Annotated in this window: 28 protein-coding genes; 17 read left to right on the forward strand and 11 right to left on the reverse strand. The window is 68.4% G+C overall.

What is annotated here, in order from left to right; genetic code table 11:
- The first annotated feature begins 10 nt into the window (after positions 1–10).
- The 3 genes from JOY29_RS12560 to dgoD are packed head-to-tail and all read left to right on the forward strand — an operon-like array spanning position 11 to position 3,378.
- Positions 11–874 carry an SMP-30/gluconolactonase/LRE family protein gene (locus JOY29_RS12560; protein ID WP_300973878.1) on the forward strand — a complete coding sequence of 288 codons (864 nt, stop codon included), beginning with the start codon at positions 11–13 and terminating at the stop codon, positions 872–874.
- A gap of 57 nt (positions 875–931) precedes the next feature.
- Positions 932–2,224: a family 1 glycosylhydrolase gene (locus JOY29_RS12565; protein ID WP_300973879.1), complete on the forward strand. Its 1,293-nt coding sequence runs from the start codon at positions 932–934 to the stop codon at positions 2,222–2,224.
- Between the two features lie 14 nt (positions 2,225–2,238).
- Positions 2,239–3,378, forward strand: a complete 1,140-nt coding sequence (gene dgoD / locus JOY29_RS12570; RefSeq protein ID WP_367280044.1) for a galactonate dehydratase — start codon at positions 2,239–2,241, stop codon at positions 3,376–3,378.
- Between the two features lie 83 nt (positions 3,379–3,461).
- On the opposite strand, the gene JOY29_RS12575 is transcribed toward dgoD, so the two are convergent.
- Positions 3,462–3,773: a hypothetical protein gene (locus JOY29_RS12575; RefSeq protein WP_300973882.1), complete on the reverse strand. Its 312-nt coding sequence runs from the start codon at positions 3,771–3,773 to the stop codon at positions 3,462–3,464.
- A 124-nt stretch (positions 3,774–3,897) separates the two neighbouring features.
- Between JOY29_RS12575 and JOY29_RS12580 the strand changes: the two genes are divergently transcribed.
- The 3 genes from JOY29_RS12580 to JOY29_RS12590 are packed head-to-tail and all read left to right on the forward strand — an operon-like array spanning position 3,898 to position 6,367.
- Positions 3,898–4,788 (forward strand): aldose 1-epimerase, encoded by an 891-nt coding sequence (locus JOY29_RS12580; RefSeq protein ID WP_300973883.1) that lies wholly within the window; start codon positions 3,898–3,900, stop codon positions 4,786–4,788.
- Positions 4,789–5,574, forward strand: coding sequence for a ZIP family metal transporter (locus JOY29_RS12585; RefSeq protein WP_300973884.1), 786 nt, complete (start codon positions 4,789–4,791; stop codon positions 5,572–5,574).
- Positions 5,575–5,608: 34 nt separating this feature from the next.
- Positions 5,609–6,367 carry a TonB family protein gene (locus tag JOY29_RS12590; protein ID WP_300973885.1) on the forward strand — a complete coding sequence of 253 codons (759 nt, stop codon included), beginning with the start codon at positions 5,609–5,611 and terminating at the stop codon, positions 6,365–6,367.
- Here the strand turns inward: JOY29_RS12590 and JOY29_RS12595 are convergent.
- The 6 genes from JOY29_RS12595 to parE form a co-directional block, all read right to left on the reverse strand.
- Complete coding sequence (locus JOY29_RS12595) at positions 6,364–7,158, reverse strand: energy transducer TonB (RefSeq protein WP_300973886.1); 795 nt, start codon at positions 7,156–7,158, stop codon at positions 6,364–6,366. The genes JOY29_RS12590 and JOY29_RS12595 overlap by 4 nt on opposite strands.
- A 10-nt stretch (positions 7,159–7,168) precedes the next feature.
- Positions 7,169–8,287, reverse strand: a complete 1,119-nt coding sequence (locus JOY29_RS12600) for a TrkA family potassium uptake protein (protein WP_300973887.1) — start codon at positions 8,285–8,287, stop codon at positions 7,169–7,171.
- A gap of 478 nt (positions 8,288–8,765) precedes the next feature.
- Complete coding sequence (locus tag JOY29_RS12605; protein ID WP_300973888.1) at positions 8,766–9,332, reverse strand: hypothetical protein; 567 nt, start codon at positions 9,330–9,332, stop codon at positions 8,766–8,768.
- A gap of 211 nt (positions 9,333–9,543) precedes the next feature.
- Positions 9,544–9,918: an endonuclease domain-containing protein gene (locus JOY29_RS12610; RefSeq protein WP_300973889.1), complete on the reverse strand. Its 375-nt coding sequence runs from the start codon at positions 9,916–9,918 to the stop codon at positions 9,544–9,546.
- Positions 9,919–10,084: 166 nt separating this feature from the next.
- Entirely contained in the window at positions 10,085–10,492 is a 408-nt protein-coding gene (locus tag JOY29_RS12615) for a contact-dependent growth inhibition system immunity protein (RefSeq protein ID WP_300973890.1), read from the reverse strand.
- Positions 10,493–10,619: 127 nt separating this feature from the next.
- Complete coding sequence (gene parE, locus JOY29_RS12620) at positions 10,620–12,599, reverse strand: DNA topoisomerase IV subunit B (protein WP_300973891.1); 1,980 nt, start codon at positions 12,597–12,599, stop codon at positions 10,620–10,622.
- 182 nt (positions 12,600–12,781) lie between these two features.
- On the opposite strand from parE, the gene JOY29_RS12625 reads away from it, so the two are divergent.
- The gene (locus JOY29_RS12625) at positions 12,782–12,958 is read left to right on the forward strand and encodes a hypothetical protein (RefSeq protein WP_300973892.1); all 177 of its coding nucleotides are present in this window, start codon (positions 12,782–12,784) and stop codon (positions 12,956–12,958) included.
- Between the two features lie 199 nt (positions 12,959–13,157).
- Here the strand turns inward: JOY29_RS12625 and JOY29_RS12630 are convergent, their stop codons facing one another.
- The gene (locus JOY29_RS12630; protein WP_300973893.1) at positions 13,158–13,874 is read right to left on the reverse strand and encodes a GcrA family cell cycle regulator; all 717 of its coding nucleotides are present in this window, start codon (positions 13,872–13,874) and stop codon (positions 13,158–13,160) included.
- A gap of 68 nt (positions 13,875–13,942) precedes the next feature.
- Here JOY29_RS12630 and JOY29_RS12635 point away from each other — a divergent pair, with 68 nt between their 5' ends.
- The 10 genes from JOY29_RS12635 to queE all read left to right on the forward strand — a co-directional run bounded on the left by JOY29_RS12635 (position 13,943) and on the right by queE (position 20,647).
- Entirely contained in the window at positions 13,943–14,779 is an 837-nt protein-coding gene (locus tag JOY29_RS12635; protein WP_300973894.1) for an ABC transporter permease, read from the forward strand.
- Positions 14,780–14,902: 123 nt separating this feature from the next.
- Positions 14,903–15,379: a hypothetical protein gene (locus JOY29_RS12640; RefSeq protein ID WP_300973895.1), complete on the forward strand. Its 477-nt coding sequence runs from the start codon at positions 14,903–14,905 to the stop codon at positions 15,377–15,379.
- Positions 15,380–15,516: 137 nt separating this feature from the next.
- On the forward strand, positions 15,517–16,707 hold the full coding sequence (locus JOY29_RS12645; RefSeq protein WP_300973896.1) for an aspartate aminotransferase family protein: 1,191 nt from the start codon (positions 15,517–15,519) through the stop codon (positions 16,705–16,707).
- 185 nt (positions 16,708–16,892) lie between these two features.
- A complete protein-coding gene (locus tag JOY29_RS12650) occupies positions 16,893–17,099 on the forward strand; it encodes a cold-shock protein (protein WP_300973897.1) in 207 nt (68 codons plus the stop codon).
- A gap of 72 nt (positions 17,100–17,171) precedes the next feature.
- Positions 17,172–17,363, forward strand: a complete 192-nt coding sequence (locus JOY29_RS12655; protein ID WP_300973898.1) for a hypothetical protein — start codon at positions 17,172–17,174, stop codon at positions 17,361–17,363.
- Between the two features lie 129 nt (positions 17,364–17,492).
- Complete coding sequence (locus JOY29_RS12660) at positions 17,493–18,389, forward strand: Hsp33 family molecular chaperone HslO (protein ID WP_300973899.1); 897 nt, start codon at positions 17,493–17,495, stop codon at positions 18,387–18,389.
- Positions 18,390–18,414: 25 nt separating this feature from the next.
- Entirely contained in the window at positions 18,415–18,822 is a 408-nt protein-coding gene (locus tag JOY29_RS12665; RefSeq protein WP_300973900.1) for a hypothetical protein, read from the forward strand.
- Between the two features lie 150 nt (positions 18,823–18,972).
- Complete coding sequence (gene queC / locus JOY29_RS12670; protein ID WP_300973902.1) at positions 18,973–19,656, forward strand: 7-cyano-7-deazaguanine synthase QueC; 684 nt, start codon at positions 18,973–18,975, stop codon at positions 19,654–19,656.
- Positions 19,650–20,024 carry a hypothetical protein gene (locus tag JOY29_RS12675; protein WP_300973903.1) on the forward strand — a complete coding sequence of 125 codons (375 nt, stop codon included), beginning with the start codon at positions 19,650–19,652 and terminating at the stop codon, positions 20,022–20,024. The genes queC and JOY29_RS12675 overlap by 7 nt, the downstream gene beginning before the upstream one ends.
- Entirely contained in the window at positions 20,021–20,647 is a 627-nt protein-coding gene (queE, locus tag JOY29_RS12680) for a 7-carboxy-7-deazaguanine synthase (RefSeq protein ID WP_300973904.1), read from the forward strand. Before JOY29_RS12675 ends, queE begins: the two co-directional genes overlap by 4 nt.
- On the opposite strand, the gene JOY29_RS12685 is transcribed toward queE, so the two are convergent.
- The 3 genes from JOY29_RS12685 to lipB all read right to left on the reverse strand — a co-directional run bounded on the left by JOY29_RS12685 (position 20,644) and on the right by lipB (position 22,078).
- Positions 20,644–20,982, reverse strand: coding sequence for a hypothetical protein (locus tag JOY29_RS12685; protein ID WP_300973905.1), 339 nt, complete (start codon positions 20,980–20,982; stop codon positions 20,644–20,646). The two genes, queE and JOY29_RS12685, sit on opposite strands and share 4 nt — an antisense overlap.
- Before the next feature lie 106 nt (positions 20,983–21,088).
- Positions 21,089–21,331 carry a hypothetical protein gene (locus JOY29_RS12690; RefSeq protein WP_300973906.1) on the reverse strand — a complete coding sequence of 81 codons (243 nt, stop codon included), beginning with the start codon at positions 21,329–21,331 and terminating at the stop codon, positions 21,089–21,091.
- A gap of 102 nt (positions 21,332–21,433) precedes the next feature.
- Positions 21,434–22,078, reverse strand: coding sequence for a lipoyl(octanoyl) transferase LipB (lipB, locus tag JOY29_RS12695; RefSeq protein ID WP_300973907.1), 645 nt, complete (start codon positions 22,076–22,078; stop codon positions 21,434–21,436).
- Positions 22,079–22,087 lie beyond the last annotated feature (9 nt).

Raw genomic sequence — 22,087 nt, forward strand, 5'->3', positions numbered from 1 at the left:
TGCCGCCGCCATGGACGTCACCTGCCTTGCCGATGTCGGCGCCCAGCTCGGGGAGGGGCCGAGCTGGAGCGCGCAAACGCAGCGCCTGACCTTTGTCGACATCAAGGGGCGGCGCGCCTTTCGGTGGAGCGAGGATGCCGGGCTGAAGGAATATGCGACCCCGTTCCGGATCGGCAGCCTGATCGCGCGCGAATCAGGCGGCTACATCGCCGGGACCGAGCATGGCATCGCCGAGGTCGACGATGCGCTCGAGCGGTTCGAGCTGCTGTTCGATCCCGAGGAGGACCGCGAGGACAATCGCTTCAACGATGCCAAGGTCGACCGGGCGGGGCGGCTCTTTGCCGGCACCATGCACGATCCCGAGGAGCAGGCGAGCGGCGCCTTCTACCGCATCGACAAGACCATGGTCTGCACTCGCGTCGACGACGGCTTCCGGGTCACCAACGGGCCGGCCTTCAGCCCCGACGGCCGGACCATGTACACCAACGACAGCGCGCTGCAGGTCACCTATCGTTACGACCTTGCCCCCGACGGGACCCCGCTCAACCGGCTGGAGTTTGCCAGGTTCGAGGAGGGAGAAGGATATCCCGATGGAATGACGGTCGACGCCGAGGGCTGCCTGTGGATCGCTTTCTGGGACGGCTGGTGCCTGCGTCGCCTGTCACCCCGGGGCGAGCGGCTTTCCGAGCTGCGCGTACCGGTGCAGCGCCCGACCAGCTGCGTGTTCGGCGGGCGGGGGCTGGACCGGCTCTTCATCACTTCGGCCCGGATCGGACTGTCGGACGAGGAACTCGCCACGCAACCAAATGCCGGCGGGCTGCTTGTCACATCGCCCGGAGTCATCGGGATCGCCGACCGGCCGTTCGCCGGCTGACCGCTCCGTCCTTTCGACCAGAAGAGCTGCCCACAGGAGGCAACAATCGCCAATTTCATGTTCGCCACTGGGATCGAGAACAGCATCCCGACCATCAACGGCGGCCGTACGCGCGTCGACCAGATGGAAGCGTCAGACCATTATCGGCGCTGGCGGGAGGACTTCGATTGCGTCGAGGAGATCGGGATCCAGTATCTCCGCTTCGGGCCGCCGCTGCACACGACCTTCCTTGGTCCCGGCAAATATGACTGGGAGTTCGCCGACCTCACGCTGAACGACCTCAAGCGGCGCGAGATCACGCCGATCGTCGATCTCTGCCATTTCGGCGTGCCGGACTGGATCGGCAACTTCCAGAACCCGGATTTCGCGCACCATTTCGCCGGCTATGCGGCCGACTTTGCCGAGCGTTACCCGTGGGTGCAGCTCTACACGCCGGTGAACGAGATGTTCATCTGCGCCGCGTTCAGCGCCAAATATGGCTGGTGGAACGAGCAGCTGAAGACCGACGTCGGCTTCGTCACGGCGATCAAGCACATCGTGAAGGCAAATGTGCTGGCGATGACCGAGATCCTGAAGCGACGTCCGGACGCCATCTTCATCCAGTCGGAATCGTCCGAATATTTCCACGCCGATTCACCAGCGGCGATCGGCCCGGCCGAAGTGCTCAACAGCCGCCGCTTCCTGACGCTCGACCTCAACTACGGGCGGCGGGTCGACAGCGAGATGTACGAATATCTGCTCGATAACGGGATGACGCGGGAGGAATATCATTTCTTCCTCGGCAACCGGCTGAAGCAGCATTGTATCCTCGGCAACGATTATTACCGCACCAACGAGCATCGCGTGCATGCCGACGGCCGAACGGAGGCGTCTGGCGAGGTGTTCGGCTATTCGGAGATCACCCGGCAATATCACGCCCGCTACGGCCTTCCGATCATGCACACCGAGACCAACATGCGCGAGGGTCCGACCGGCCAGGAAGCGGTGCAATGGCTGTGGAAGGAGTGGGCCAACGTGCTCCGCCTGCGCAACGTGGGTATCCCCACCGTCGGCTTCACCTGGTACAGCCTGACCGACCAGGTCGATTGGGACACCGCCCTTCGCGAGCAGAACGGCAACGTCAATCCGCTCGGCCTCTACGACCTCGACCGCAACATCCGCAACGTCGGCCGCGCCTACAAGCAGTTGATCAAGGACTGGCGCGACGTGCTTCCGGCCTCGTCGGTCTGCCTCGCGGTGCCGGTCAAGCCGATCGGCCAGGACAGCTGGCCGCCGCCGCCGGAGAAGATATTCGCCGAGAACAAGGGGCTCGCGCTCGGCCACACTCAGCACAGCACGGCATTGGCATGAGCGGCGTTCCTGAACTGAAGATCGGCGGCATCGAGACCTTCCTCGTGCCTCCGCGCTGGCTGTTCGTGCGGGTCGAGACGGTGGACGGGGCCTGCGGCTGGGGCGAGGCGAGCCTCGAGGGCCATGCCGAGGCGGTGGACGGCGCTTTCGCGGCCATTCGCGACCGCTTCGTCGGTCATGACGCGCGGCGGATCGAGGACATCTGGCAGATCGCCTATCGCGGCGGCTTCTACCGCGGTGGCCCGGTCCTGATGAGCGCGCTGTCGGGCTTCGACCAGGCGCTGTGGGACCTCAAGGGCAGGGCGCTGGGCGTGCCCGCCTGGGAGCTGATGGGCGGCCGCGTGCGCGACAGGATCCGGGCCTATGCCTGGATCGGTGGCGACCGGCCGAACGAGATCGCCGACGCCGCCCGGGTCCGCAAGGAGCAGGGCTTCTCGGCGGTCAAGATGAACGCCACCGGCGAGCTCGACTGGATCGGCACGCCGCGGCTGTTCGACGAGGTGGTCGAGCGGGTGAGGGCGGCGCAGGCGCTCGGCATGGACGTCGGCCTCGACTTCCACGGGCGGGTCCACCGCCCGATGGCCAAGCAGCTGGCGAAGGTGCTGGAGCCGCTCGGCCTGCTGTTCATCGAGGAGCCGTTGCTGAGCGAGAATCCGGAAGGCCTCGCCGACATCGCGGCGCTGGTCTCGACCCCCATCGCGCTTGGCGAGCGGCTCTATTCCCGCTGGGACTTCAAGCCCTTCTTCGAGCGTGGCGCGGTGGACATCATCCAGCCCGACCTCAGCCATGCGGGCGGGATCAGCGAGTGCCGCCGGATCGCCGCCATGGCCGAGACCTATGACGTCGCGGTCGCGCCGCATTGTCCGCTCGGGCCGCTGGCGCTCGCCGCCTGCCTCCAGCTCGCCGCCAACGCGCCCAACGTCGCCATCCAGGAGATGAGCCTCGGCATCCACTACAATGTCGGTCACGACCTTCTGGAGTTCATCACCGATCCTGAGGTGCTGACCCCGGTCGACGGCTATCTGCCCATCCCGCACGGGCCGGGGCTTGGAGTGGAGATCGACGAGGCGAAGGTGCGCGAGGTGGCCAAGGCCGGCCATGCGTGGCGCAACCCGATCTGGCGCCAGCACGACGGCAGCTTCGCGGAGTGGTGAGGTGAGCGTCGCCCCGGCGAAGGCCGGGGCCTGGGGCGGCTGAGCGCAACGCCCGAGGTCCCGGCCTTTGCCGGGACGACGGATCAGGCCGCGCGCTTCTTCTTCGGTGCGCGTTCGAAGGGCACGTCGTCGAGCTTGGCCGCCAGCGCGGCAATCTCTTCGCCCGCGGCCTTGGCGGCCGAGCTGTACTTGGCGTCCAGCTCCTGCTCCTCGCGGCTCAGTTCGCGCCAGTAGCTGATCGACAGCCGGCGGCCGAACACGTCGTCGCCGCGCATCTTCAGCTCGGGCTCCGCTGTTTCGGGAAGGCTGTCGCGGATCGCCGTCAGCGTGGTGATCAGCCGCTCGAGCGACGTATAGTCGCTGACCTCGATGTAATCCTTGACCCGTGTACGCATCTTGCATCCCTCCCCGGACTCGGGAGCCGTATTTCTGCCTGCCGCTCTCGCATCGCAAGCCGGTTCGTCCCGTTTATCCCCAGATGAGTTGCGAGAGACTGAACATCAGGCCAAGAACGGGTTCATGTTGCACCCCGACCAGACCCAGGTGACGCTTCGCGCAGGCGAGCTCGAACTAGAGCTAAGTCCTTCTATTGGCGGAGCAATCCGAAACTTTCGATGGCTTGGCGGGGACTCGCCCGTGGCGCTCATGCGCGAAAGCCACAGCGATGCGGAAAGCGTATTGGCGATGGCGAGCTTCCCGCTGGTGCCGTTCGTCAACCGCATTCGCGGCGGCCGCTTCACCTTCCGCGGGCGCGAGGTGGTGCTCGAGCCCAACCTGCCCGGCGACATCTCCCCTCTTCACGGCCAGGGCTGGCTCGGTCCGTGGACGGTCGAGTCCTGCGGCAACCAGGATGCCGAGCTTCGCTTCGTTCATCGTCCCGGCGAATGGCCATGGGCCTATTCGGCGCTCCAGATCTTCGCGTTGGACGAGGACGGCTTGTCGATCCGCCTGCAGTGCCGCAACGACAGCGATGAGCCCATGCCCTGCGGCCTTGGCCAGCACCCCTATTTTCCCTGCACCGCCGCCACCCGCCTCGACACCGACGTCCGGACGGCGTTCGAGATCGACGAGCATGTGCTTCCCACCGGCGAGGTGCCGGCGAGGGGCCGTTACGACCTCAGCAACCGTGCCGTCTGCGGGCAAGGGCTCGATCATGGCTTCGGCGGCTGGGGCGGGCAGGCGCTGCTGACCGATCCAGCCTGGCCGGCGCCGCTCCGCCTTTCCAGTCCGAATGCCTCCTTCTTCCAGCTCTACTCGCCGGAAAGCGGCGGAATCTTCGTCGCCGAGCCGGTCACCCACGCCAATGCGGCACTGAACGAACCGGAGGAAAGCTGGGCCAAGCTGGGCCTGCGTGTGCTGGAGCCGGGCGAGGACATGCGGGTCGACATGCGGCTCGAACTGGTCCGCTGAGTGGCGGCGGACCTGGTCCTCGCCGGCACGCTCGCGAGCTTCCTCGCCGGCCAGGCGACCACGCTCGGCGCGCTGCCGGTCTTCTTCCTCAAGGGTATCAGCCAGCGCACGCAGAACGCCTTTCTCGGCTTCGCGGCCGGGATCATGCTGGCGGCGAGCTTCTTCTCGCTCATCATCCCCGGCCTCGAGGCGGCAGGGGACCTGCATGGCGGCGACAAGACGATCGCCGCCTTCATCGTGTCAGGTGCGGTCCTGCTTGGCGCTGCCACCCTCCACCTCCTCAACCGGGTCGCGCCGCACGAGCATTTCATCTCCGGGCCGATGAGCGGGGCGGAGCGGAGCAAGCTCAGCCGCATCTGGCTGTTCGTCATCGCCATTTCCCTCCACAACTTTCCTGAGGGGCTTGCGGTCGGGGTGAGCTTCGGGAGCCCGGACCAGACGGCGGGTTATGCGACCGCCTTCGGCATCGGCCTCCAGAACGTGCCCGAGGGACTGGCGGTGGCGCTCAGCCTGGCCGCGGTCGGCTATGGGCGGCTGTTCAGCTTTTCCATCGCGCTGTTGACCGGGCTGGTCGAGCCGATCGGCGGCTTCCTCGGTGTCGGCGCGATCAGCCTGTCGAGCGAGCTCCTTCCGTGGGGCCTAGGTTTTGCTGGCGGAGCAATGATCTGGGTGGTGTCGAGCGAGATCATCCCCGAAACCCACCGCGACCGGCAGGAAGGGATCGCCACCTTCGCCCTGATGATCGGGCTTGCAGTGATGATGTCGCTGGACTGGATCTTCGGCTAGGGAGCGCCAGGCGGGGAGCGGCGTTCTTCCGGACATGCAACGAACCACGCTGAGCAGGAAGGACCGGGCAGGGGCGATCGCCCTGGTGCTGCTGGTCCATGCCGGCGTGATTGCGGCTCTGTTCGCGCTGAGCCCGGACGTGTCTGTGCCGAAGGTGATGGAGGGGCCGCTCGAGATGTTCGACGTCTCGCTGCCCCCGCCGCCGCCACCTCCACCGCCGCCGCCGACCGTGGTCGAGAGCAAGGCCGCGCCCAGGGAGGAGGGCGCCGCCGCGCCGCCGGCAAGGAAGGCCGAAGCGTCGCCGGTCCAGCGCCCCGACCCCGTCGTCGAGCTTCCTCCGCCGCCGCCGACGGTCACCGCCGCGCCTACTCCCGGCACCGGCGCTGCGCCCAGCGCTGGCGCCGCGCCGGTCGACGGGCCCGGCAGCGGCGCTGGCGGGCAGGGAAGCGGCACCGGCTCGGGCGGCTCGGGCTCCGGACCGGGCGGCGGCGGTGATGGCGGCGAGGGCCGCGGCCCGTCGGTGATCGCGGGGACGACGCTGACCGGGCGGAGTTATCCGCGCGAGGTGCTGCGCGCCTGGCCGAGGGGGAGCCGGGTGTTCGTCGCCGTCCGCGTCCAGCTCGACGGGCGGGCGACCGACTGCAAGGTCAACCGGTCGAGCGGCAATGCGATCGTCGACCAGTGGACCTGCCGGCTGGTCGAGGAACGGGTGCGGTTCCGGCCGGCGGTGGACGGCAACGGGCGGCCGGTCGTGCGCTGGTACGGCTACATCCAGGCGCCGGTGAACTTCTAGTCGCGCACCTCCACCGGATCGACCCAGCGGTCGGCGCCGGGACGCGGAAGCCATTCCTCCTCGCCGCGAGCCCAGGCTTCGACGGGACGGCCGGCGGTATCGCGCGCCGGGGCCCAGCGGAGGCGGCGGAGGGCGGCGCGGCAGGTGGCGGCGTCGAGCGCGGGAAGGCCGCTGGAACGCGCGATGCGGCAGTCGAGGGCGCGGCCGTCGCGGCCGATCAGCAGCCGGAAGCCGACGACATGCGGGCGGCGGAGGTCGAGGCCGGGAGGCGCGTCGCCTTCGCGGATGCGGCCGCTGACATATTGTGGCCCTTCCGCCACGCCGCCGCCGCCACCGCCGCCGGTGCCGGTGCCGAAGCGGCCGGCGCCGAGCCCTTCGCCCTCACCGCCGCGCCCGGTGCCGGGGCCGTCGACCGGCGCCGCGCCGGGGGCGGCCGCGCTGCCGCTGCCGGGAAGGGGTGCGGCGGCGATGGGCGGGGGGATGGGAAGCTTCACCGCGGGCGGCGGGGCGACGACCGGGGTGGGGGTGTTCCTGAGGGCCGGCGGGGCGGCGGCGCCTTCGGGGTCTTTGGCCCGCTCGGTCGGCTTTGGCGCCGCTTCAGGGATCATCGGCGTGGCCGGCGGTTCGGGCTCCGGAGGCACGTCGATCAAGGTCAGCGGCTCCGCCAGTTCGGCCGGCGTCGGCGTGACCCCGAGGCCCGTCAGCAGGGCATAGCCGAGCGCCGCATGGATGGCCGCGACCAGCCCGGCGGAACGGGCTCGGTCGGCCCTCGAGGCGAGCGGACGGCGCATGACCTCCGAACTAGGCCGACAAGGCTGAACCTCCACTTGCGCGGGGCGCGCCCTGGCCGGTCAGCTCGATGATCCGGTCGCCCGCCTGGAGGGTGCAGGCGCCCGGATCCTCGAAGCTGATGCTGTCCTGCCCGCGCAGGATGCGAAGGCCGATGCCGGTGCGGATGTCGCCGAGCGGCTGGCCGACCTCGTCCGCCGCCACCGTCCGCTCGCGCAGCTGGACCCGGCCGCGGGCGGATGCGAGGTCGGCGAGATAGTCGGCGACGCCCGAGCCCTGCGCCGAGCCGGCCATCAGCAGCCCGGCGAAGCTGACCGGGTTGATGACCGTGCTCGCCCCCGCCGCGCGCGCCGGAAGCTCGTTGTCGCTGGCGCGGACCGACACGGTGATCGGCAGGTCGGGCGCGAGGTGGCGGGCGGTCAGGCAGACGAGGATCGAGGTGTCGTCCCGCCCGGCGGTGACCAGCAGGGCGCGGGCGCGCTCGACATGCACGGCCTGCAAGGTGGCGTCGCGGGTGGCATCGCCCTGCAGCACCATGCAGCCGAGGGCATGGGCCTGGGCGAGCGCTTCCTCGTCGCAGTCGATCACCACCAGCTCGGTCGGGTCGCAGCCGCGGGCAACCAGCTCCGCCACCGCTTCCGAGCCGCTGCTGCCGAAGCCGGCGACGATGATGTGGTCGTTCAGACCCTTCTGCAGTCGGCGCATCAGATATTTGTCCCACAGGCGTTTGATGAAGAAGGAATAGGCCGTGCCGGCAAGGAGCAGCAGGAAGAAGACCCGGATCGGCGTCACCACCAGGGCATCGAACAGTCGCGCCCGCTCGGTGATGGGCACGATGTCGCCATAGCCGGTCGTCGTCGCGCTGATCATCGTGAAATAGATGATGTCGGCGAAGCTGATCTGGCCGTCGTGCATGTCCTTGAGGCTGTCGCGCTCGAGCCAGTGGAAGCCGATGATCAGCGCCAGCAGCGCGGCCATAACGGCGAGCCGGATGGCGAGCTGGGTCGCGGTGCGGAAACGCGAGCGCCGCCGCAGCTGCAAATGGCTTTCCGCCCACGGCACCGCCCGGTTGGTCAGCACCCGGGGCGAGGGGAGCAGGGGGCGGTCGTGGCGGGAGGATCGGGCGGGCACGGGGGCGAAACGAGCGTGGGGGTGGGGTGGGTTCCTTTCATTCGGTTTCGCCTTCCTCGCCGTGGGCAGCGGAAGAAGGCAGGGAGGCAAAAAGTCATGTGGACTCATGGGCGGGACCCAATCGGAACAGTCCCGGGGGACTGTTCCGCCCGCCCATCAGGTCCGGGGTGACATTTGGGGGGTGGGGGTGCTTCCACTCGGGCCTTGCCCTGCCGCCGCTGTCTTCCAGCTGGGGGGCAGGAGGAGGCTGGCGTCGTCGTCGTGGCCGTGGGCGGCGATGGTGGCGAAGAAGCGGGCCTGTTCGGCGACCTGGGGAGCGAGCTGGCGGTCGACCCATTGGTCGAGTGCGGCGGATTCGGCGGCGGTGCAGTAGCGCTTGTAATAAGGGCTTCCGGGCCAGCGGTTCTCGGGCTCGAGGTCGGTCACGTCGAGCGGATCGACGAGAAAGTCGTCGGGGCTCGCCTCCTCGTCCTCGGGATCATAGCCGTCGAGGGTCGGCTGGTCCTCGGGCGCACGCTCGGCGGGCGGCGGGAAGTTGGTCTGCCAGCCGGTCGGCGTGCGGCGGATGCTGGGGTGCGGCCGATCCAGCGTCGGCTCGGAAAGGCATGTCGTCCACTTCGTCCAGTTCCGCGGAAATGGCCTCGCGGATGCCCGCCGCATTCTCTTCCATGGCGGCGCGGTGGGCGGCGGCGCGCTCCTCGGCGAGGGCGCGGAGGCGCGCGGCCCTGTCCTGCGCGGCGCGCTCGGCGGCCTTGCGGTCGAGGCGCTTCAGCAAGGCAAGGCCGAGGCGGGCGTCGGTGAAGCGCTTTTCGCCGACCATCTCTCCGTCGCGATAGTAGCGTTCGACCGAGCCCCGGAAGGCGACGGTGAGCAGTTCGTCGGCGAGCCTGGGCAGCGCGCCGTCGATCAGCGCATCTTCCCACGCCTGCGCGAACAGGGGATTGCGGCGGCGCGCCTCGTAGAGGCCGGACTTGGCCATGCCGACATGGGCACAGGCGGCCTCGACGCAGCCGGTCTGGGCGAGGGCATCAACGAAGGCGGCCATGCGGGGCGCGGTCCAGCCGTCGTGTCGGGCGGCGCCCTCGCGGGGTGTCGGTGGGTTGTTCGGGGTTGGAAGGACTAGTCATGGGTCGGTCACGGTTCATTCGGCAGGAACGGTGTAACCTATTTGGCAGGGTGTAGGACAGAGTGGTGATAGCTTGCCGGACCGCAATGCAAGAACCTCCCCGTTGCGCAGCAATGGGGAGGGGGACCGCTCAGCCGCGAGGCTGAGTGGTGGAGGGGCCAGTCACCCGCTCGCATCGACGAAGCAGGGCGTCGGCGACGGCTTCCGGGTCCGCGAGGACTTCGGCGGCTGGAATGCGGAGGACCTGCAGCCCGACGGAGTGGAGGTAGGCGGTTCGGCGTTCGTCCGTGCCTTGCGAATGATTGTGAGAGGCGCCGTCGATCTCGATCACCATCTTGGCCACCGCGCAGTAGAAGTCGGCGACATAGGGACCGATCGGATGCTGGCGGCGGAAGCGGAGGTCACGGCGGACTTGGCGGAGCAGGCGCCAGAGAAGTTGCTCGGGCAGGCTGAGTTGGCGGCGATAGCGCCGGGCGGCGGACATGGCGTTGGCAGTTGCGCGCATGGTGCTGGGCCCCTCCACCACTCCGCTGCGCGGAGCGGTCCCCCTCCCCATTGCTGCGCAACGGGGAGGTTCCGGATCGGCACGGCCGTACTCTGCCGACAGGTGCTGACGTCCGCAAGATTAGGAAAGCGGGATGTCTGCTATGGGTGGAAAGCGGACGTCCGTTTCAGTGCAGCGGGCCATCGCTCAAACCCAAGCTTTCTAAGAACCACTCCTTATCGGCATAGGGTTCCAAAAGAGCCCTTTCATAGAGTGCCTTCAGCTCATCTCGGTATGCTGCGCGGAGGTTCCATATGCTCTCGTCCGCTCGCAAAAGTGCCGAGAGAACATCACCTGGGTAATCCCCGCACATCAGAAGCGGATCCGCTCGTAGCCGTGGCCAAACCAAGTCGAGGATGAAGGGGTTTCCATCTTCTTGGCCGATAATCAGTCCGATCTCGGTGTCACTCAGCTGTGAAAGAGGCTTCCGCCAAGCGATCCAGTACTCTGCGACCAGCGGCGAGGGGGCATCTTGGGGATCCCCGAGGCTTACACCGAAGAGATCTTCGAGGGACTTGGAGAAGTCGGTCTGCACTTCCGGCATAAGAGATATCAAACGTCATTTCGCCAATGTCCGCAATGGGTCGTTAGCGGACATTCTCTTCGCCGCCGGCATGGCCCCTCCACCACCCTCCCCGTTGCTTCGCAGCGGGGGGCTTGGGTCAGGCATCCAGCTCTTCCCCACTCACCGCCGCCGCCCGGCTCTGGATGAAGGCAAAGCGGTGCTCCGGGTTCTTGCCCATCAGGCGCTCGACCAGGTCCTTGACCGGCTGGCGAGCTTCATACTGGTCGGGCAGGGTGACCCGCAGCAGGGACCGCGTCGCCGGGTCCATGGTGGTTTCCTTGAGCTGGTTGGGGTTCATCTCGCCCAGCCCCTTGAAGCGGCTGACCTCGACCTTCTTGTTCCTGAACTCGGCTTTCTCGAGCTCGGCGCGGTGGGCGTCGTCGCGAGCGTAGAGGGTCTTCGCCCCCGCGGTCAGGCGGTAAAGCGGGGGCTGGGCGAGGAAGAGGTGGCCGCGGCGGACCAGCTCGGGCATTTCCTGGAAGAAGAAGGTCATCAGCAGGGTGGCGATGTGGGCGCCGTCGACGTCCGCATCGGTCATGATGATGATCTTCTCGTAGCGCAGCGCCGCCTCGTCGAACCTGTCGCGGATTCCGCAGCCCAATGCCAGCTGGAGGTCGGCGACTTCCTGGTTGGCGCGGATCTTGTCCTGCGTGGCGGATGCGACGTTGAGGATCTTGCCGCGGATGGGGAGGATGGCCTGCGTCTTGCGGTTGCGCGCCTGCTTGGCGCTGCCACCCGCGCTGTCGCCCTCGACGATGAACAGCTCGGTGCCGGCCGGATCGTCGGAGGCGCAGTCGGTAAGCTTGCCGGGGAGGCGGAGCTTGCGGCCGGAGGTGGCGGTCTTGCGCTTCACCTCGCGTTCGGCGCGGCGCTTGAGCCGTTCCTCCATCCGCTCGAGGATCGCGCCCAGGACGGCGCGGCCGCGGTCCATGTTGTCGGTCAGGAAGTGATCGACATGGTCGCGCATGGCGCCCTCGACGAAGCGGGCGGCTTCGAGGCTGGTCAGGCGGTCCTTGGTTTGGGACTGGAAGTGGGGGTTGCGGATGAAGACGCTGAGATAGCATTCGCACATCTGCATGACGTCGTCGGCGGTGATGTCCTTGGCGCGCTTGTTGCCGATCAGCTCGCCAAAGGCGCGGATGCCCTTGGTGAGGGCGGCGCGCAGGCCCGCTTCATGGGTGCCGCCGTCGGGCGTCGGGATGGTGTTGCAATAATAGGCCTGGAAGCCGTCCGACCAGAGCGGCCAGGCGACCGCCCATTCGCAGCGCCCCTGCGCGTCGGGGAAGTCGGCGGCGCCGGTGAAGGGCTGGGCGGTGACGCATTCCCTTGTCCCCAGCTGCTCGGCGAGCGCGTCGCCGAGGCCGTTCTGGAACTGCAGCACGGCGCTTTCGGGCACCTTGTCGGAAGCGAGCGACGGATCGCACTTCCAGCGTATCTCGACCCCGGCGAAGAGATAGGCCTTGGAGCGGGCGAGGGCGAACAGGCGGGCGGGGTCGAAGGCGAGGTCGCCGAAGATCTCGGGATCGGGGTGGAAGGCGACGCTGGTGCCGCGGCGGTTGGGGGCGGCGCCGACTTCCTCGAGCGGGCCCTGCGCCGCGCCGCGGGCAAAGCGCTGGCGGTAGAGCTTCCTGTCTCGCGCGACCTCGATCACCGTCTCGGTCGAGAGGGCGTTGACGACGCTGACGCCGACCCCGTGGAGGCCGCCGCTGGTGGCATAGGCCTTGCCCTCGAACTTGCCGCCCGAATGGAGGGTGGTGAGGATGACCTCGAGCGCGGACTTGCCGGGATATTTGGGGTGCGGGTCGACCGGGATGCCGCGGCCGTTGTCGGTGACCGTCAGCCGGTTGCCGGGGAGGAGGGTGATCTCGATCCGGTTGGCATGGCCGGCGACCGCCTCGTCCATGCAATTGTCGATGACTTCGGCGGCGAGGTGGTGGAGCGCCCGCTCGTCGGTGCCGCCGATGTACATGCCGGGGCGGCGGCGGACGGGTTCGAGCCCCTCCAGCACCTCGATGGCGGAAGCGTCATAGTCGGAACTTGGCGGTGGCGCCCCCCCGGCGCCGAACAGATCGGTCATCGTGGCAATGCTTCTAGTCGGCGGCGGCGTCCAAGGGAACAGGGTGCGAACGGCGGCAATCCGCGGAAATGGAATTTGTCACAAATGACGTGTATAGGTGACTCACCGGTCGCCGAAGGACTTTGCGACGTGGCCGGCTGAGAGACTGCACGTGCTCCCTCGCTGTTGGAAGGAGCGTTGATTTGTCCGACCTGAACCGCATTGACGAACATAGTGACGAGCGCGCCTATTTCGCCGCTCGCGCCGAGGCCGAGCGCCGCCGCGCCGCCGACGCCACCGATCCTCGCGCGAGAGCGGCGCACCAGTGGCTGGCCAGCGAATATGCCGAACGCGCAAAGACCGGCGCGGCGAACGACTGACCCTGGGAAGGCTTGCGGGCCTTTCTTCCAGTTCATCACCGACCAGAGCGCCGTTCCCGACGTCAGAGCGTCGGGACGGGGCCGCCGTCGATCGTCCGTTCGTTCGGTGCCGTGGACGGCGGCCGCACGGTTGGACATGCGAGAAAGGTCATGGCCCGGGGACCCCGGGATGAGCCGGGCGTTCTGCTGACGCGGAGCGTCAGCGGACCCGCGGGCCGCCGTAGGGGAGCGGCGGCGGGGGGCGTCGGTCGCGGCGGGGGAGCTGGGCCTGGTAGGCGACCCCGCAATGCTGGACGCAATAAGGATAGCCGGGATTGGCCTGCTGCCCGCAGAAGTGGAAGTCGGGCTCGCCAGGATGGCCGAGCGGCCACTTGCAGATGCGGTCGTTGAGATCGAGCAGGCTGGTCTTGTCGGCAATCTCGGGCGCGGGCTTGGCCGGCACCAGGCGGCGCGGCGGAGCGGGCGGGATCGGCGCCTGCTGCTCGCCCGGACCCTGGCGGATGAATCCGCCGGGACCGATCGAGCGATAGACGAGGGTCGGCTCGCCGGCCTTGCCGGGGACCGGAGTGGCGGAGACCTGGGGCGCGGCAGCCGGCGCGGCGGGGGCGCGGGGCGCTTCGTCCGGCATCGGCGCTGCGGTCTCCAGGATGGCGGCGATCGGCGCCTTGTCCTTGACCCTGGTCGGGGCCGGGCGCTCGGCCTTGGGCTCGGCCGAGGCGGCGGGGGCTGCCGAGGCGGCGCTCTTGTCCTCGCCGGCCTTGACCGGGGACGGGCGCGAATCGAGGCCGAGGCGATGGGCCTTGCCGATCACCGCGTTGCGGCTGACGCCGCCCAGTTCCTCGGCAATGACGCTCGCCGTCTTGCCTTCGGCCCACATTGCCTTGAGGCGATCGATCCGCTCGTCAGTCCAGCTCATGCTCATCTCTTGATATGTTCGTCGGCGGCGGTTGCCGCTCGGTCGGGAAGCCGATAGTCGCTTGTCGCGTGAACGACCAGCCCTCCCCCGCATCCGCCTGGACCCGCACCGCACCGGGCGAGCCGCGTCTCCAGGGCGTCAACTGGGGAGGTCTCCGAACCCTCTATGTCAAAGAGGTGCGGCGCTTTTTCAAGGTCCAGACCCAGACCATCTGGGCGCCTGCGGTCACGACCCTGCTGTTCCTGGTCATTTTCTCGGTCGCGCTGGGCGGCGTCAGGCGCGAAGTGATGGGGGTTCCCTTCGCAAGCTTCATCGCGCCGGGGCTGATCGTCATGGCGATGATCCAGAACGCCTTTGCCAATTCGAGCTTCTCGCTGCTGGTCGGCAAGATCCAGGGGACGATCGTCGATTATCTGATGCCGCCGCTGTCGACCGGCGAGCTGATCGCCGGGCTGGTCGGGGCCGCGGTGACGCGCGCCTTCCTGGTCGGCGGGGCGGTGTGGCTGGCGATGGCGCTGTGGCCGGGGGTGGACGTCGGCATGCGGCACCCGCTGGCGGCGCTATGGTTCGGGCTGATGGGCGCGCTGCTGCTGTCCTTCCTGGGGCTGATCACCTCCATCTGGGCGGAGAAGTTCGACCATGCGGCGGCGGTCACCAATTTCGTCGTCGCGCCGCTGTCGCTGCTGTCGGGCACCTTCTATTCGGTCGAGCAGCTGTCGCCCCTGTTCCGGGGCATCAGCCACGCCAATCCCTTCTTCTACGTCATCTCGGGCTTCCGCTACGGCTTCCTGCGCGAGGCCGATTCGCCGATCCTGTTCGGCGCCCTGCTGCTGCTGGCGATCAACGTCGCCATGTTCGCCCTGTGCTATGGGCTGCTGAAGAGTGGCTGGAAGATCAAGAACTGAGCTGTTTCAAAGGCTTAACGAGTTCAACTTGGTGAACCATAGATAACCGGCATGTTCAGGCTGTCGTTTGGCAGGCTCGTCTAGACCCTCCTCATCAAGCCTCGATGAGGGAGTAGGTAAGCCATGAAGAAGTTTCTGATCGCCGCCGCCGGCCTTTCGGCCTTCGTCGCCGCCGCGCCTGCCGCCGCGCAATATTATGATGCGCCGCGCTACGGCTACAACGGCTACAACCAGCAGGGCCTGGTCCGCGCCTATGTGATCCGTGCCGACCGGCTGATCTCGCAGGTTGAGCGAGCCGACAGCCGTAATTGGATCAGCGAGCGCGAGGCCCGCCGCCTGCGTGCCGCCGCCCGTGAACTGCATGGCCGCACCCGCGGTTATGTGCGCAACGGCCTCAACAACCGCGAGCGCTACGACCTCGACCAGCGTCACGCCCGGATCGAGCAGGCGCTCCGTTATGCGGCCAACACCCGCGGCAACGGCCAGTATCGCGACCGCGATCGTGACGGCCGGTGGGACCGCCGCGACCAGTGGATCGATCGTGACCGCGATGGCCGCGACGACCGCCGCGAGGACGATCGGGGCCGCTATCCCGGTTGATCCGGTTGGCAGGCCAACCGGTGGCCCGGGCTAAGGATGGCAGCGGGGGTTAACCCCGCGCCCATCCGGGCCTATAGAGGGCGCGGCTCCACCCCGGGGCCGCGCCCTTTTCATATTCGCACGTCAGGAGCCCCTTCATGGCCATCACGCCGCTCATGCCCGTCTATCCGCGCTGCGACGTGCGGCCGGTCCGAGGCGAGGGCGTCTACCTGATCGGCGAGAACGGCGAGCGCTATCTCGATTTCGCCAGCGGAATCGCGGTCAACCTGCTTGGCCACAGCCACCCGCACCTGATCGGCGCAATCCAGAAGCAGACCGAGACGCTGATGCACGTCTCCAACCTCTACGGCTCACCCCAGGGCGAGGCGCTGGCCAGGCGCCTGACCGAACTGACCTTCGCCGACACCGTCTTCTTCACCAATTCGGGCGCCGAGGCGGTCGAATGTGCGATCAAGACCGCGCGCCGCTACCATCATGCGGCCGGCAATCCGCACAAGAACAAGCTGATCACCTTCTCCAACGCCTTCCACGGGCGGACGATGGCGACCATTTCGGCGACCGACCAGGCCAAGCTGCGCGACGGTTTCGCGCCGCTGCTGGAAGGCTTCGAGGTGGTCGCGTTCGACGATCTCGACGCCGCGCTGGCGGCGATCGACGAGAATACGGCGGGCTTCCTGGTCGAGCCGGTACAGGGCGAGGGCGGCATCCGCCCGGCATCCCCGGAATTCCTGCAGGGTCTGCGCAAGGCGTGCGACGAGCATGACCTGATGCTGGTGCTGGACGAGGTGCAATGCGGCGTCGCGCGCACCGGCACCCTCTATGCCTATGAGCAATATGGCATCGTTCCGGACATCGTCGCGACCGCCAAGGGCATCGGCGGCGGCTTTCCGCTCGGCGCCTGCCTTGCCACCGAGAAAGCGGCGAGCGGCATGGTCATCGGCACCCACGGTTCCACCTATGGCGGCAATCCGCTGGCGATGGCGGCCGGCATGGCGGTACTCGACGTGGTCGCGACTCCGGAGTTCCTCGCCCATGTCCGCGAGACCGGGCAGCGGCTTCGTTCGGCGCTTGAGCAGATGATCCCCAACCACGATCATCTGTTCGAGAGCGTGCGGGGCCTCGGCCTGATGCTCGGCGTCAAGATGAAGACCGACAGCCGCGCCTTCGTCGGCTATCTGCGCAGCCGCGGCATCCTGACGGTGGCGGCGGGCGACAATGTCGTTCGCGTGCTTCCGCCGCTGATCATCGAGGACGCCGACATCCGCGCCTTCGTCGACGGGCTGAGCGCGGCGGCGGCGGACTATGAGGCGCCGGCGCAGGCGGCCTGAGCCGCGCGTGACGGAGGGGACATGGCCCGCTGCCTTGCAATCTGCTGCGGGCAGCCCATATTATGTCGGCTATCAGTCGCAAGTTTTGACGGTCTACGGCGCTTTGCGGCTCCTTACTCCCTCTCTCCTCGCTGCTTCTAGCGTCGCGTCCGGCGTTCGGGCGCGTCACGAGAAGGACACCAATCATGATCACCGGAACCGTGAAATTCTTCAACGCCGACAAGGGCTATGGCTTCATCTCGCCGGACGATGGGTCGGGCGATGCCTTTGTCCACATCACGGCCGTCGAAGCGGCCGGCATGCAGACGCTCGATCGCGAGCAGCGCGTCAACTATGAGCTCCAGAGCGGCCGTGACGGCCGTGCCAGCGCGGTGAACCTCACCGCCGCTTAAGGCTCCCAGCGAGGCCCGCCGGCAGCCGCCGCGCGGGCCTTCTTCTTCCTCAAGCTGGAAAGGTCCGCCCCCATGTCCACCCTCGAATTCTACGCCGAGCGCGCCGCCGAATGCCGTCGCAATGCCGACGCATCGACCCTCGACAATGTGCGCCAGCGCAACCTCGACGCCGCTTCCGCCTGGGAAGCCATGGCCGATCGGCTGGTCCGCACCAACGCGCACCGCGAAGCCAATGAAGTGGCCCGGGCCGCCCGCGAGGCCTGAGGCAGATCAGGTCGTCCCGGCCATGGCCGGGACCTCCTTTCTCCGCGACGACGCTTCGCCCGAGGCCCCGGCCCTTGCCGGGACAAGGGCCGCTCTTGGCAGTCGCCGCCGGCTTCCTATCTTTCCTGCATGACTCCCGACATCTCGAACCTCGACGCCGCGCTTGGCGTTACCGTGCCCGCGCGGCACGCCCGGGGCCGGGCCGCCCGGCTCGGGCCTTCGATCGACCAGATCCTGTCCGCCCACGCCTATCCGGCGCCGATCGAGAAGCTGCTCGCCGAAGCGCTGGTGCTGACCGCGCTGCTCGGCTCGTTGCTCAAGGATCCGCAGGGGCAGCTGACGCTTCAGGCGCAGACCCAGGGCGGAATCATCGACCTGCTCGTCTGCGACTACAAGGGCGGCGAGCTGCGCGGCTATGTGCGGCACGACCCGGTGAAGCTGGCCGACGCCGCGCATGCGCCGAGCCTCGCGACCCTGTTCGGCGAAGGTTATCTGGCGATCACCTTCGACCAGCCGGCGACGGACGAGCGCTACCAGGGCATCGTGCCGCTGGAGGGCGAGAGCCTGGCGGCCGCGGCGCAGAGCTATTTCGCCCAGTCCGAGCAGATCCCGTCGATCGTCCGCCTGGCGGCCGAGAAGCAGCCCGACGGCCGCTGGATCGCGGGCGGAATCCTGTTCCAGCACCTGCCCGAGGGCGAGGAAGGGCGCGAGCGGCTGCACACGCGGCTCGACCATCCCGACTGGGACCATGTGGCGGCGATGGCCGGCTCGGTCCGGGCCGAAGAACTGCTCGACGACAGCCTTGCCCTGGACGCCCTGATGTGGCGCCTGTTCCACGAGGAGGGCGAGGTGCGCGTGCTGGTCGGTGCGCCATTGAGCCGCGGCTGCCGCTGCGATCCCGATTACGTCCGTTCGGTCATTGCCCGCTTCCCCGAAGAGGAACGCGAGGCGATGAAGGACGAAGAGGGCGTGATCCGGGTCGATTGCGAGTTCTGTTCGACCAGCTTCCCGCTGCGCTTCGATTGATCGCGCTCATGCTAGGATGAGGGGGATGCGCCGATTCGGCTTCCTCTTTGCCGGGCTTGCCGGCATGACCCTGACCGCCGCCGCGCCGGTGCGGGGACCGGCCGCGCTTGCCGGCGTGCAGCCCGGGCTGTGGGAGACGAGCCGGTCGGCGACCGGCCAGGGTGCCCACCGGGTCTGCCTCAGGGACATGGTGCTGCTGGCGACCTATGCCCATGCCGGCGACCGCTGCGCACGCACCATGCTGGTCGACCGGCCCGGATTCTTCGTCATGCAGCTCGATTGCGGGGCCGGCGACTTCGGCCGCTCGCGCCTCAGCGTGACGACGCCGCGCTCGCTCAAGATCGAGAGCCAGGGCTTCCACCGGGGCGAGCCCTACGACCTCACAATCTATGCGCGCCGGGTCGGGGAATGTCCGTCGCGGCGAAGACGTTAAGGCCTCGTTTAACCATCTTGCGCTACGAAGCTGAAGTGCCAGCTGCACGGCGGGCACGCTTTCCTCCCTGGGGGCCTTGCGCCCCAACCTGGGCCGCCTTCCAGGCGGCCCTTCTTTTTGTGCGCAAGCCGTTCTAGAGGCCCCCGCGCCATGACCGATCCCCGCTCCACCGCTGTTGTCCTCCTGTCGGGCGGGCTCGACTCGATGGTCTGCGCCGCGCTGGCGCGGGAGCGGGGCTTCGAGGTGGTTGCGCTCAGCGTGGATTATGGCCAGCGCCACCGGGTCGAGCTGGAGGCGGCGCGGACCATCGCCGGGGCGCTCGCCGACCGGCATGTCGTGGTGCCGCTCGACCTGCGCGCCTTCGGTGGATCGGCGCTGACGGCCGACGTCGCCGTTCCCAAGGACGGCGTGGGGGAGGGCATTCCCGTCACCTACGTGCCGGCGCGCAACACCATCTTCCTCAGCCTGGCGCTCGGCCTTGCGGAGGCGAGCGGGGCGCGGGACCTGTTCGTCGGGGTCAATGCGCTCGATTATTCGGGCTATCCCGACTGCCGGCCGGACTTCATCGCGGCGTTCGAGCGGCTCGCCAATCTCGCCACGCGGGCGGGGGTCGAGGGCGCGGGCTTCACCATCCATGCGCCGCTCCAGCACATGACCAAGGCCGACATCGCCCGCGAGGCGGCGCGGCTCGGGCTCGATCCGGCGATCAGCCACAGCTGCTACGATCCAGGGCCCGATGGCGGGGCCTGCGGCGAGTGCGATGCCTGCCGGCTGCGGGCCAAGGGGTTCGCCGAGGCGGGGCTGCCGGACAGGACGAGATATTCGCCGTGCTGAGCCCGAAGCTGGAAGTCGTGATCACGCCGAACAGGATCGCGGTGCGGAACGTGGGTTCCGGTGCGACCGCGACCGCCGATGCGCCCTTTTCCTGCAGCCACCTGCTGGCCGACGACATCGACATCCTCGAGCATGCCGCGCAGGGCGCGATGAAGCAGGTGGTGGGTGGCGGCTTCCTGCCGAGCTATCCGATCGTCGAAGTCTCCACGGGCGGTCGTCCGCTGCATCAGGTCGAGCGAAAGGTGATCCGGGATGCGCTTGCCAATGCGGGCGCGAGCAAGGTGCATTTCGCACCTTCCGTGACCGACGTCGACGAGCAGGCCGACGCGCGCGCCGCCTACATTGCCGCGGCGAAGCGCCGGAGATGACCTACGCCGTCAAGGAATGTTTCCTGACCCTCCAGGGGGAGGGCGTGCAGGCGGGGAGCCGTGCGGTGTTCCTGCGCTTCGCCGGCTGCAACCTGTGGAGCGGGCGGGAGCGGGACCGGGCGACGGCCCAGTGCCGCTTCTGCGACACGGACTTCGTCGGCACCGACGGGGTGAATGGCGGCAAGTTCGCCTCGGCCGAAGCGCTGGCGGCGCAGGTCGAGCATGTGTGGGCGGGCGGCGCCGAGGCGCGGCTGGTGGTGGTGACCGGCGGCGAGCCGATGCTTCAGCTTGATGGCGCGCTTCTCGATGCGCTGCACGCGCGCGGGTTCCGGGTGGCGGTCGAGAGCAACGGGACGATTGCCGCCGTGCCGGGGATCGACTGGCTGTGCGTCAGTCCCAAGGCCGGGACGGCGGTGGTGCAGCGCTCGGGCGATGAGCTGAAGCTGGTCTGGCCGCAGGAAGGCATCGATCCGGCGGCGCTGGAAGAATGGGACTTCCGCCACTTCCTGGTGCAGCCGATGGACGGGCCGGAAGGGTCGGTAGCGGCAGCAATCGCGCTGGCGATGGAGCGGCCGCGGTGGCGGCTCAGCCTTCAGGCGCACAAGGTGGTGGGGCTGGCCTAGGCCTCGTTGCCGCCGGCGGCCGGGGCTTCGTCGGCGTCCGCCGCGCCGCCGGCGTTCCGGGCGGGTTCGGACCGGCCGCGGGGCCGCTCGGTGGCTGGGCGATCCTTCGCGGCTGCCTCGCCATCGTTGCCGAGCTCGTCCAGCGGGGCAGGAACGTCGGCGGCCATGTTGGCGTCGTCGGCGGTGGCCGCATCGATCGCCGTCACGTCGCCGACCACCAGATTTTCCTGGGTGAGGGCAGCATCCGCGCCGCTGTCGTTGACGGTGGCGGGCTGCTGGTCGCCGCAGGCGGCGGCGAGCAGGGCGAGGCCGATGATCAGGGCGGGGCGCGACATGCCTCGGCGCTAGCGGCTTTGAGGCCATGAGAAAAGGGGCCGCCGGCCAGGCCGACAGCCCCTTGTCCTTGTCACCACCGGTCCGACTGGACCGGCAACGCGCCAGTTAGGCGGCGTTGTTGGTGACCACCGCATTGGCGTCGACAGCATTGATGTCGGCGACCGGAGCGTTGGCGTCGACGGCATTGGCATCGAGGGTCATGTTGGCGTCCATGGCATTCATGTCGGCAATCGGCGCATTGGCGTCGACCACGACATTCTCTTCCACGACGGTGTTGTTGGCAGCTTCGTTGCTGCTGCAGGCCGACACGGCCAGGGCCGCACCGGCGACCAGGATCAAAGCACGCATTTCAGGACTCCCTCAAAATATAGCGATCTGGCGTGGTTGGCCCACGTCACAAATCCTGCGCTTTGTAGTGAGTCGTTTCGCCTCCGCCAAGAGGGGGCCGGGTCAGCCCAATTTCGCGAGGAAAGACGGGAACTTGGCTTCGAGCGCCAGGTCCAGTTCCGCCATCCGCTGCGCTCGCCCGAGCGCTTCGAGGCTGGTGACGCCGTGGGTAGCGATTCCGCAAGGCACGATTCCCCCGAAGTGCGACAGGTCCGGCGCGACGTTGATGGAGAAGCCGTGGAGCGTCACCCAGCGCTTCACCCGCACCCCGATCGCGCCGACCTTGGCCTCGGCAGCCCCGTCGCCGGTCCAGATGCCGATCCGGCCGGGGGAGCGGTGTGCGGCGACGCCGAGGTCGGCGAGCGCGTCGATCACCCAGCCTTCGAGGGCATGGACGAAGCAGCGGATGTCCTTGCCGCGCCGGGCGAGGTCGAGGGTGAGATAGCCGACCCGCTGGCCGGGCCCGTGATAAGTGTAGCGCCCGCCGCGGCCGGCATCGAAGACGGGAAAGCCCATGGGGTTGAACAGCTCGGCCGGGTCGGCGCTGGTGCCGGCGGTGAACAGGGGCGGATGCTCGAGCAGCCAGACGCGCTCGGGAAGCGAGCCGTCCTGCACGGCGGCTGCGCGCGCCTCCATGTCGGCAAGCGCCTCCGCATAGGGCACCAGTCCCTCGGTGACCCGCCATTCGATGCCGTCGACGCTGCGCATGGCTCCCCT

The sequence above is a fragment of the Sphingomonas sp. LHG3406-1 genome, assembly GCF_029637485.1.
Classification (GTDB): Bacteria; Pseudomonadota; Alphaproteobacteria; order Sphingomonadales; family Sphingomonadaceae; genus Sphingomicrobium.

Bases quoted from the DNA above. Each gene is read 5' to 3' on its own strand.
- JOY29_RS12560 (WP_300973878.1), top strand. From the start codon at position 11: ATGGACGTCACCTGCCTTGCCGATGTCGGCGCCCAGCTCGGGGAGGGG.
- JOY29_RS12565 (WP_300973879.1), top strand. From the start codon at position 932: ATGTTCGCCACTGGGATCGAGAACAGCATCCCGACCATCAACGGCGGC.
- JOY29_RS12575 (WP_300973882.1), bottom strand. From the start codon at position 3,773: ATGCGTACACGGGTCAAGGATTACATCGAGGTCAGCGACTATACGTCG.
- JOY29_RS12580 (WP_300973883.1), top strand. From the start codon at position 3,898: ATGTTGCACCCCGACCAGACCCAGGTGACGCTTCGCGCAGGCGAGCTC.
- JOY29_RS12590 (WP_300973885.1), top strand. From the start codon at position 5,609: ATGCAACGAACCACGCTGAGCAGGAAGGACCGGGCAGGGGCGATCGCC.
- JOY29_RS12595 (WP_300973886.1), bottom strand. From the start codon at position 7,158: ATGCGCCGTCCGCTCGCCTCGAGGGCCGACCGAGCCCGTTCCGCCGGG.
- JOY29_RS12605 (WP_300973888.1), bottom strand. From the start codon at position 9,332: ATGGCCGCCTTCGTTGATGCCCTCGCCCAGACCGGCTGCGTCGAGGCC.
- JOY29_RS12610 (WP_300973889.1), bottom strand. From the start codon at position 9,918: ATGCGCGCAACTGCCAACGCCATGTCCGCCGCCCGGCGCTATCGCCGC.
- parE (WP_300973891.1), bottom strand. From the start codon at position 12,599: ATGACCGATCTGTTCGGCGCCGGGGGGGCGCCACCGCCAAGTTCCGAC.
- JOY29_RS12630 (WP_300973893.1), bottom strand. From the start codon at position 13,874: ATGAGCTGGACTGACGAGCGGATCGATCGCCTCAAGGCAATGTGGGCC.
- JOY29_RS12640 (WP_300973895.1), top strand. From the start codon at position 14,903: ATGAAGAAGTTTCTGATCGCCGCCGCCGGCCTTTCGGCCTTCGTCGCC.
- JOY29_RS12645 (WP_300973896.1), top strand. From the start codon at position 15,517: ATGGCCATCACGCCGCTCATGCCCGTCTATCCGCGCTGCGACGTGCGG.
- JOY29_RS12650 (WP_300973897.1), top strand. From the start codon at position 16,893: ATGATCACCGGAACCGTGAAATTCTTCAACGCCGACAAGGGCTATGGC.
- JOY29_RS12655 (WP_300973898.1), top strand. From the start codon at position 17,172: ATGTCCACCCTCGAATTCTACGCCGAGCGCGCCGCCGAATGCCGTCGC.
- JOY29_RS12660 (WP_300973899.1), top strand. From the start codon at position 17,493: ATGACTCCCGACATCTCGAACCTCGACGCCGCGCTTGGCGTTACCGTG.
- JOY29_RS12665 (WP_300973900.1), top strand. From the start codon at position 18,415: ATGCGCCGATTCGGCTTCCTCTTTGCCGGGCTTGCCGGCATGACCCTG.
- queC (WP_300973902.1), top strand. From the start codon at position 18,973: ATGACCGATCCCCGCTCCACCGCTGTTGTCCTCCTGTCGGGCGGGCTC.
- queE (WP_300973904.1), top strand. From the start codon at position 20,021: ATGACCTACGCCGTCAAGGAATGTTTCCTGACCCTCCAGGGGGAGGGC.
- JOY29_RS12685 (WP_300973905.1), bottom strand. From the start codon at position 20,982: ATGTCGCGCCCCGCCCTGATCATCGGCCTCGCCCTGCTCGCCGCCGCC.
- JOY29_RS12690 (WP_300973906.1), bottom strand. From the start codon at position 21,331: ATGCGTGCTTTGATCCTGGTCGCCGGTGCGGCCCTGGCCGTGTCGGCC.
- lipB (WP_300973907.1), bottom strand. From the start codon at position 22,078: ATGCGCAGCGTCGACGGCATCGAATGGCGGGTCACCGAGGGACTGGTG.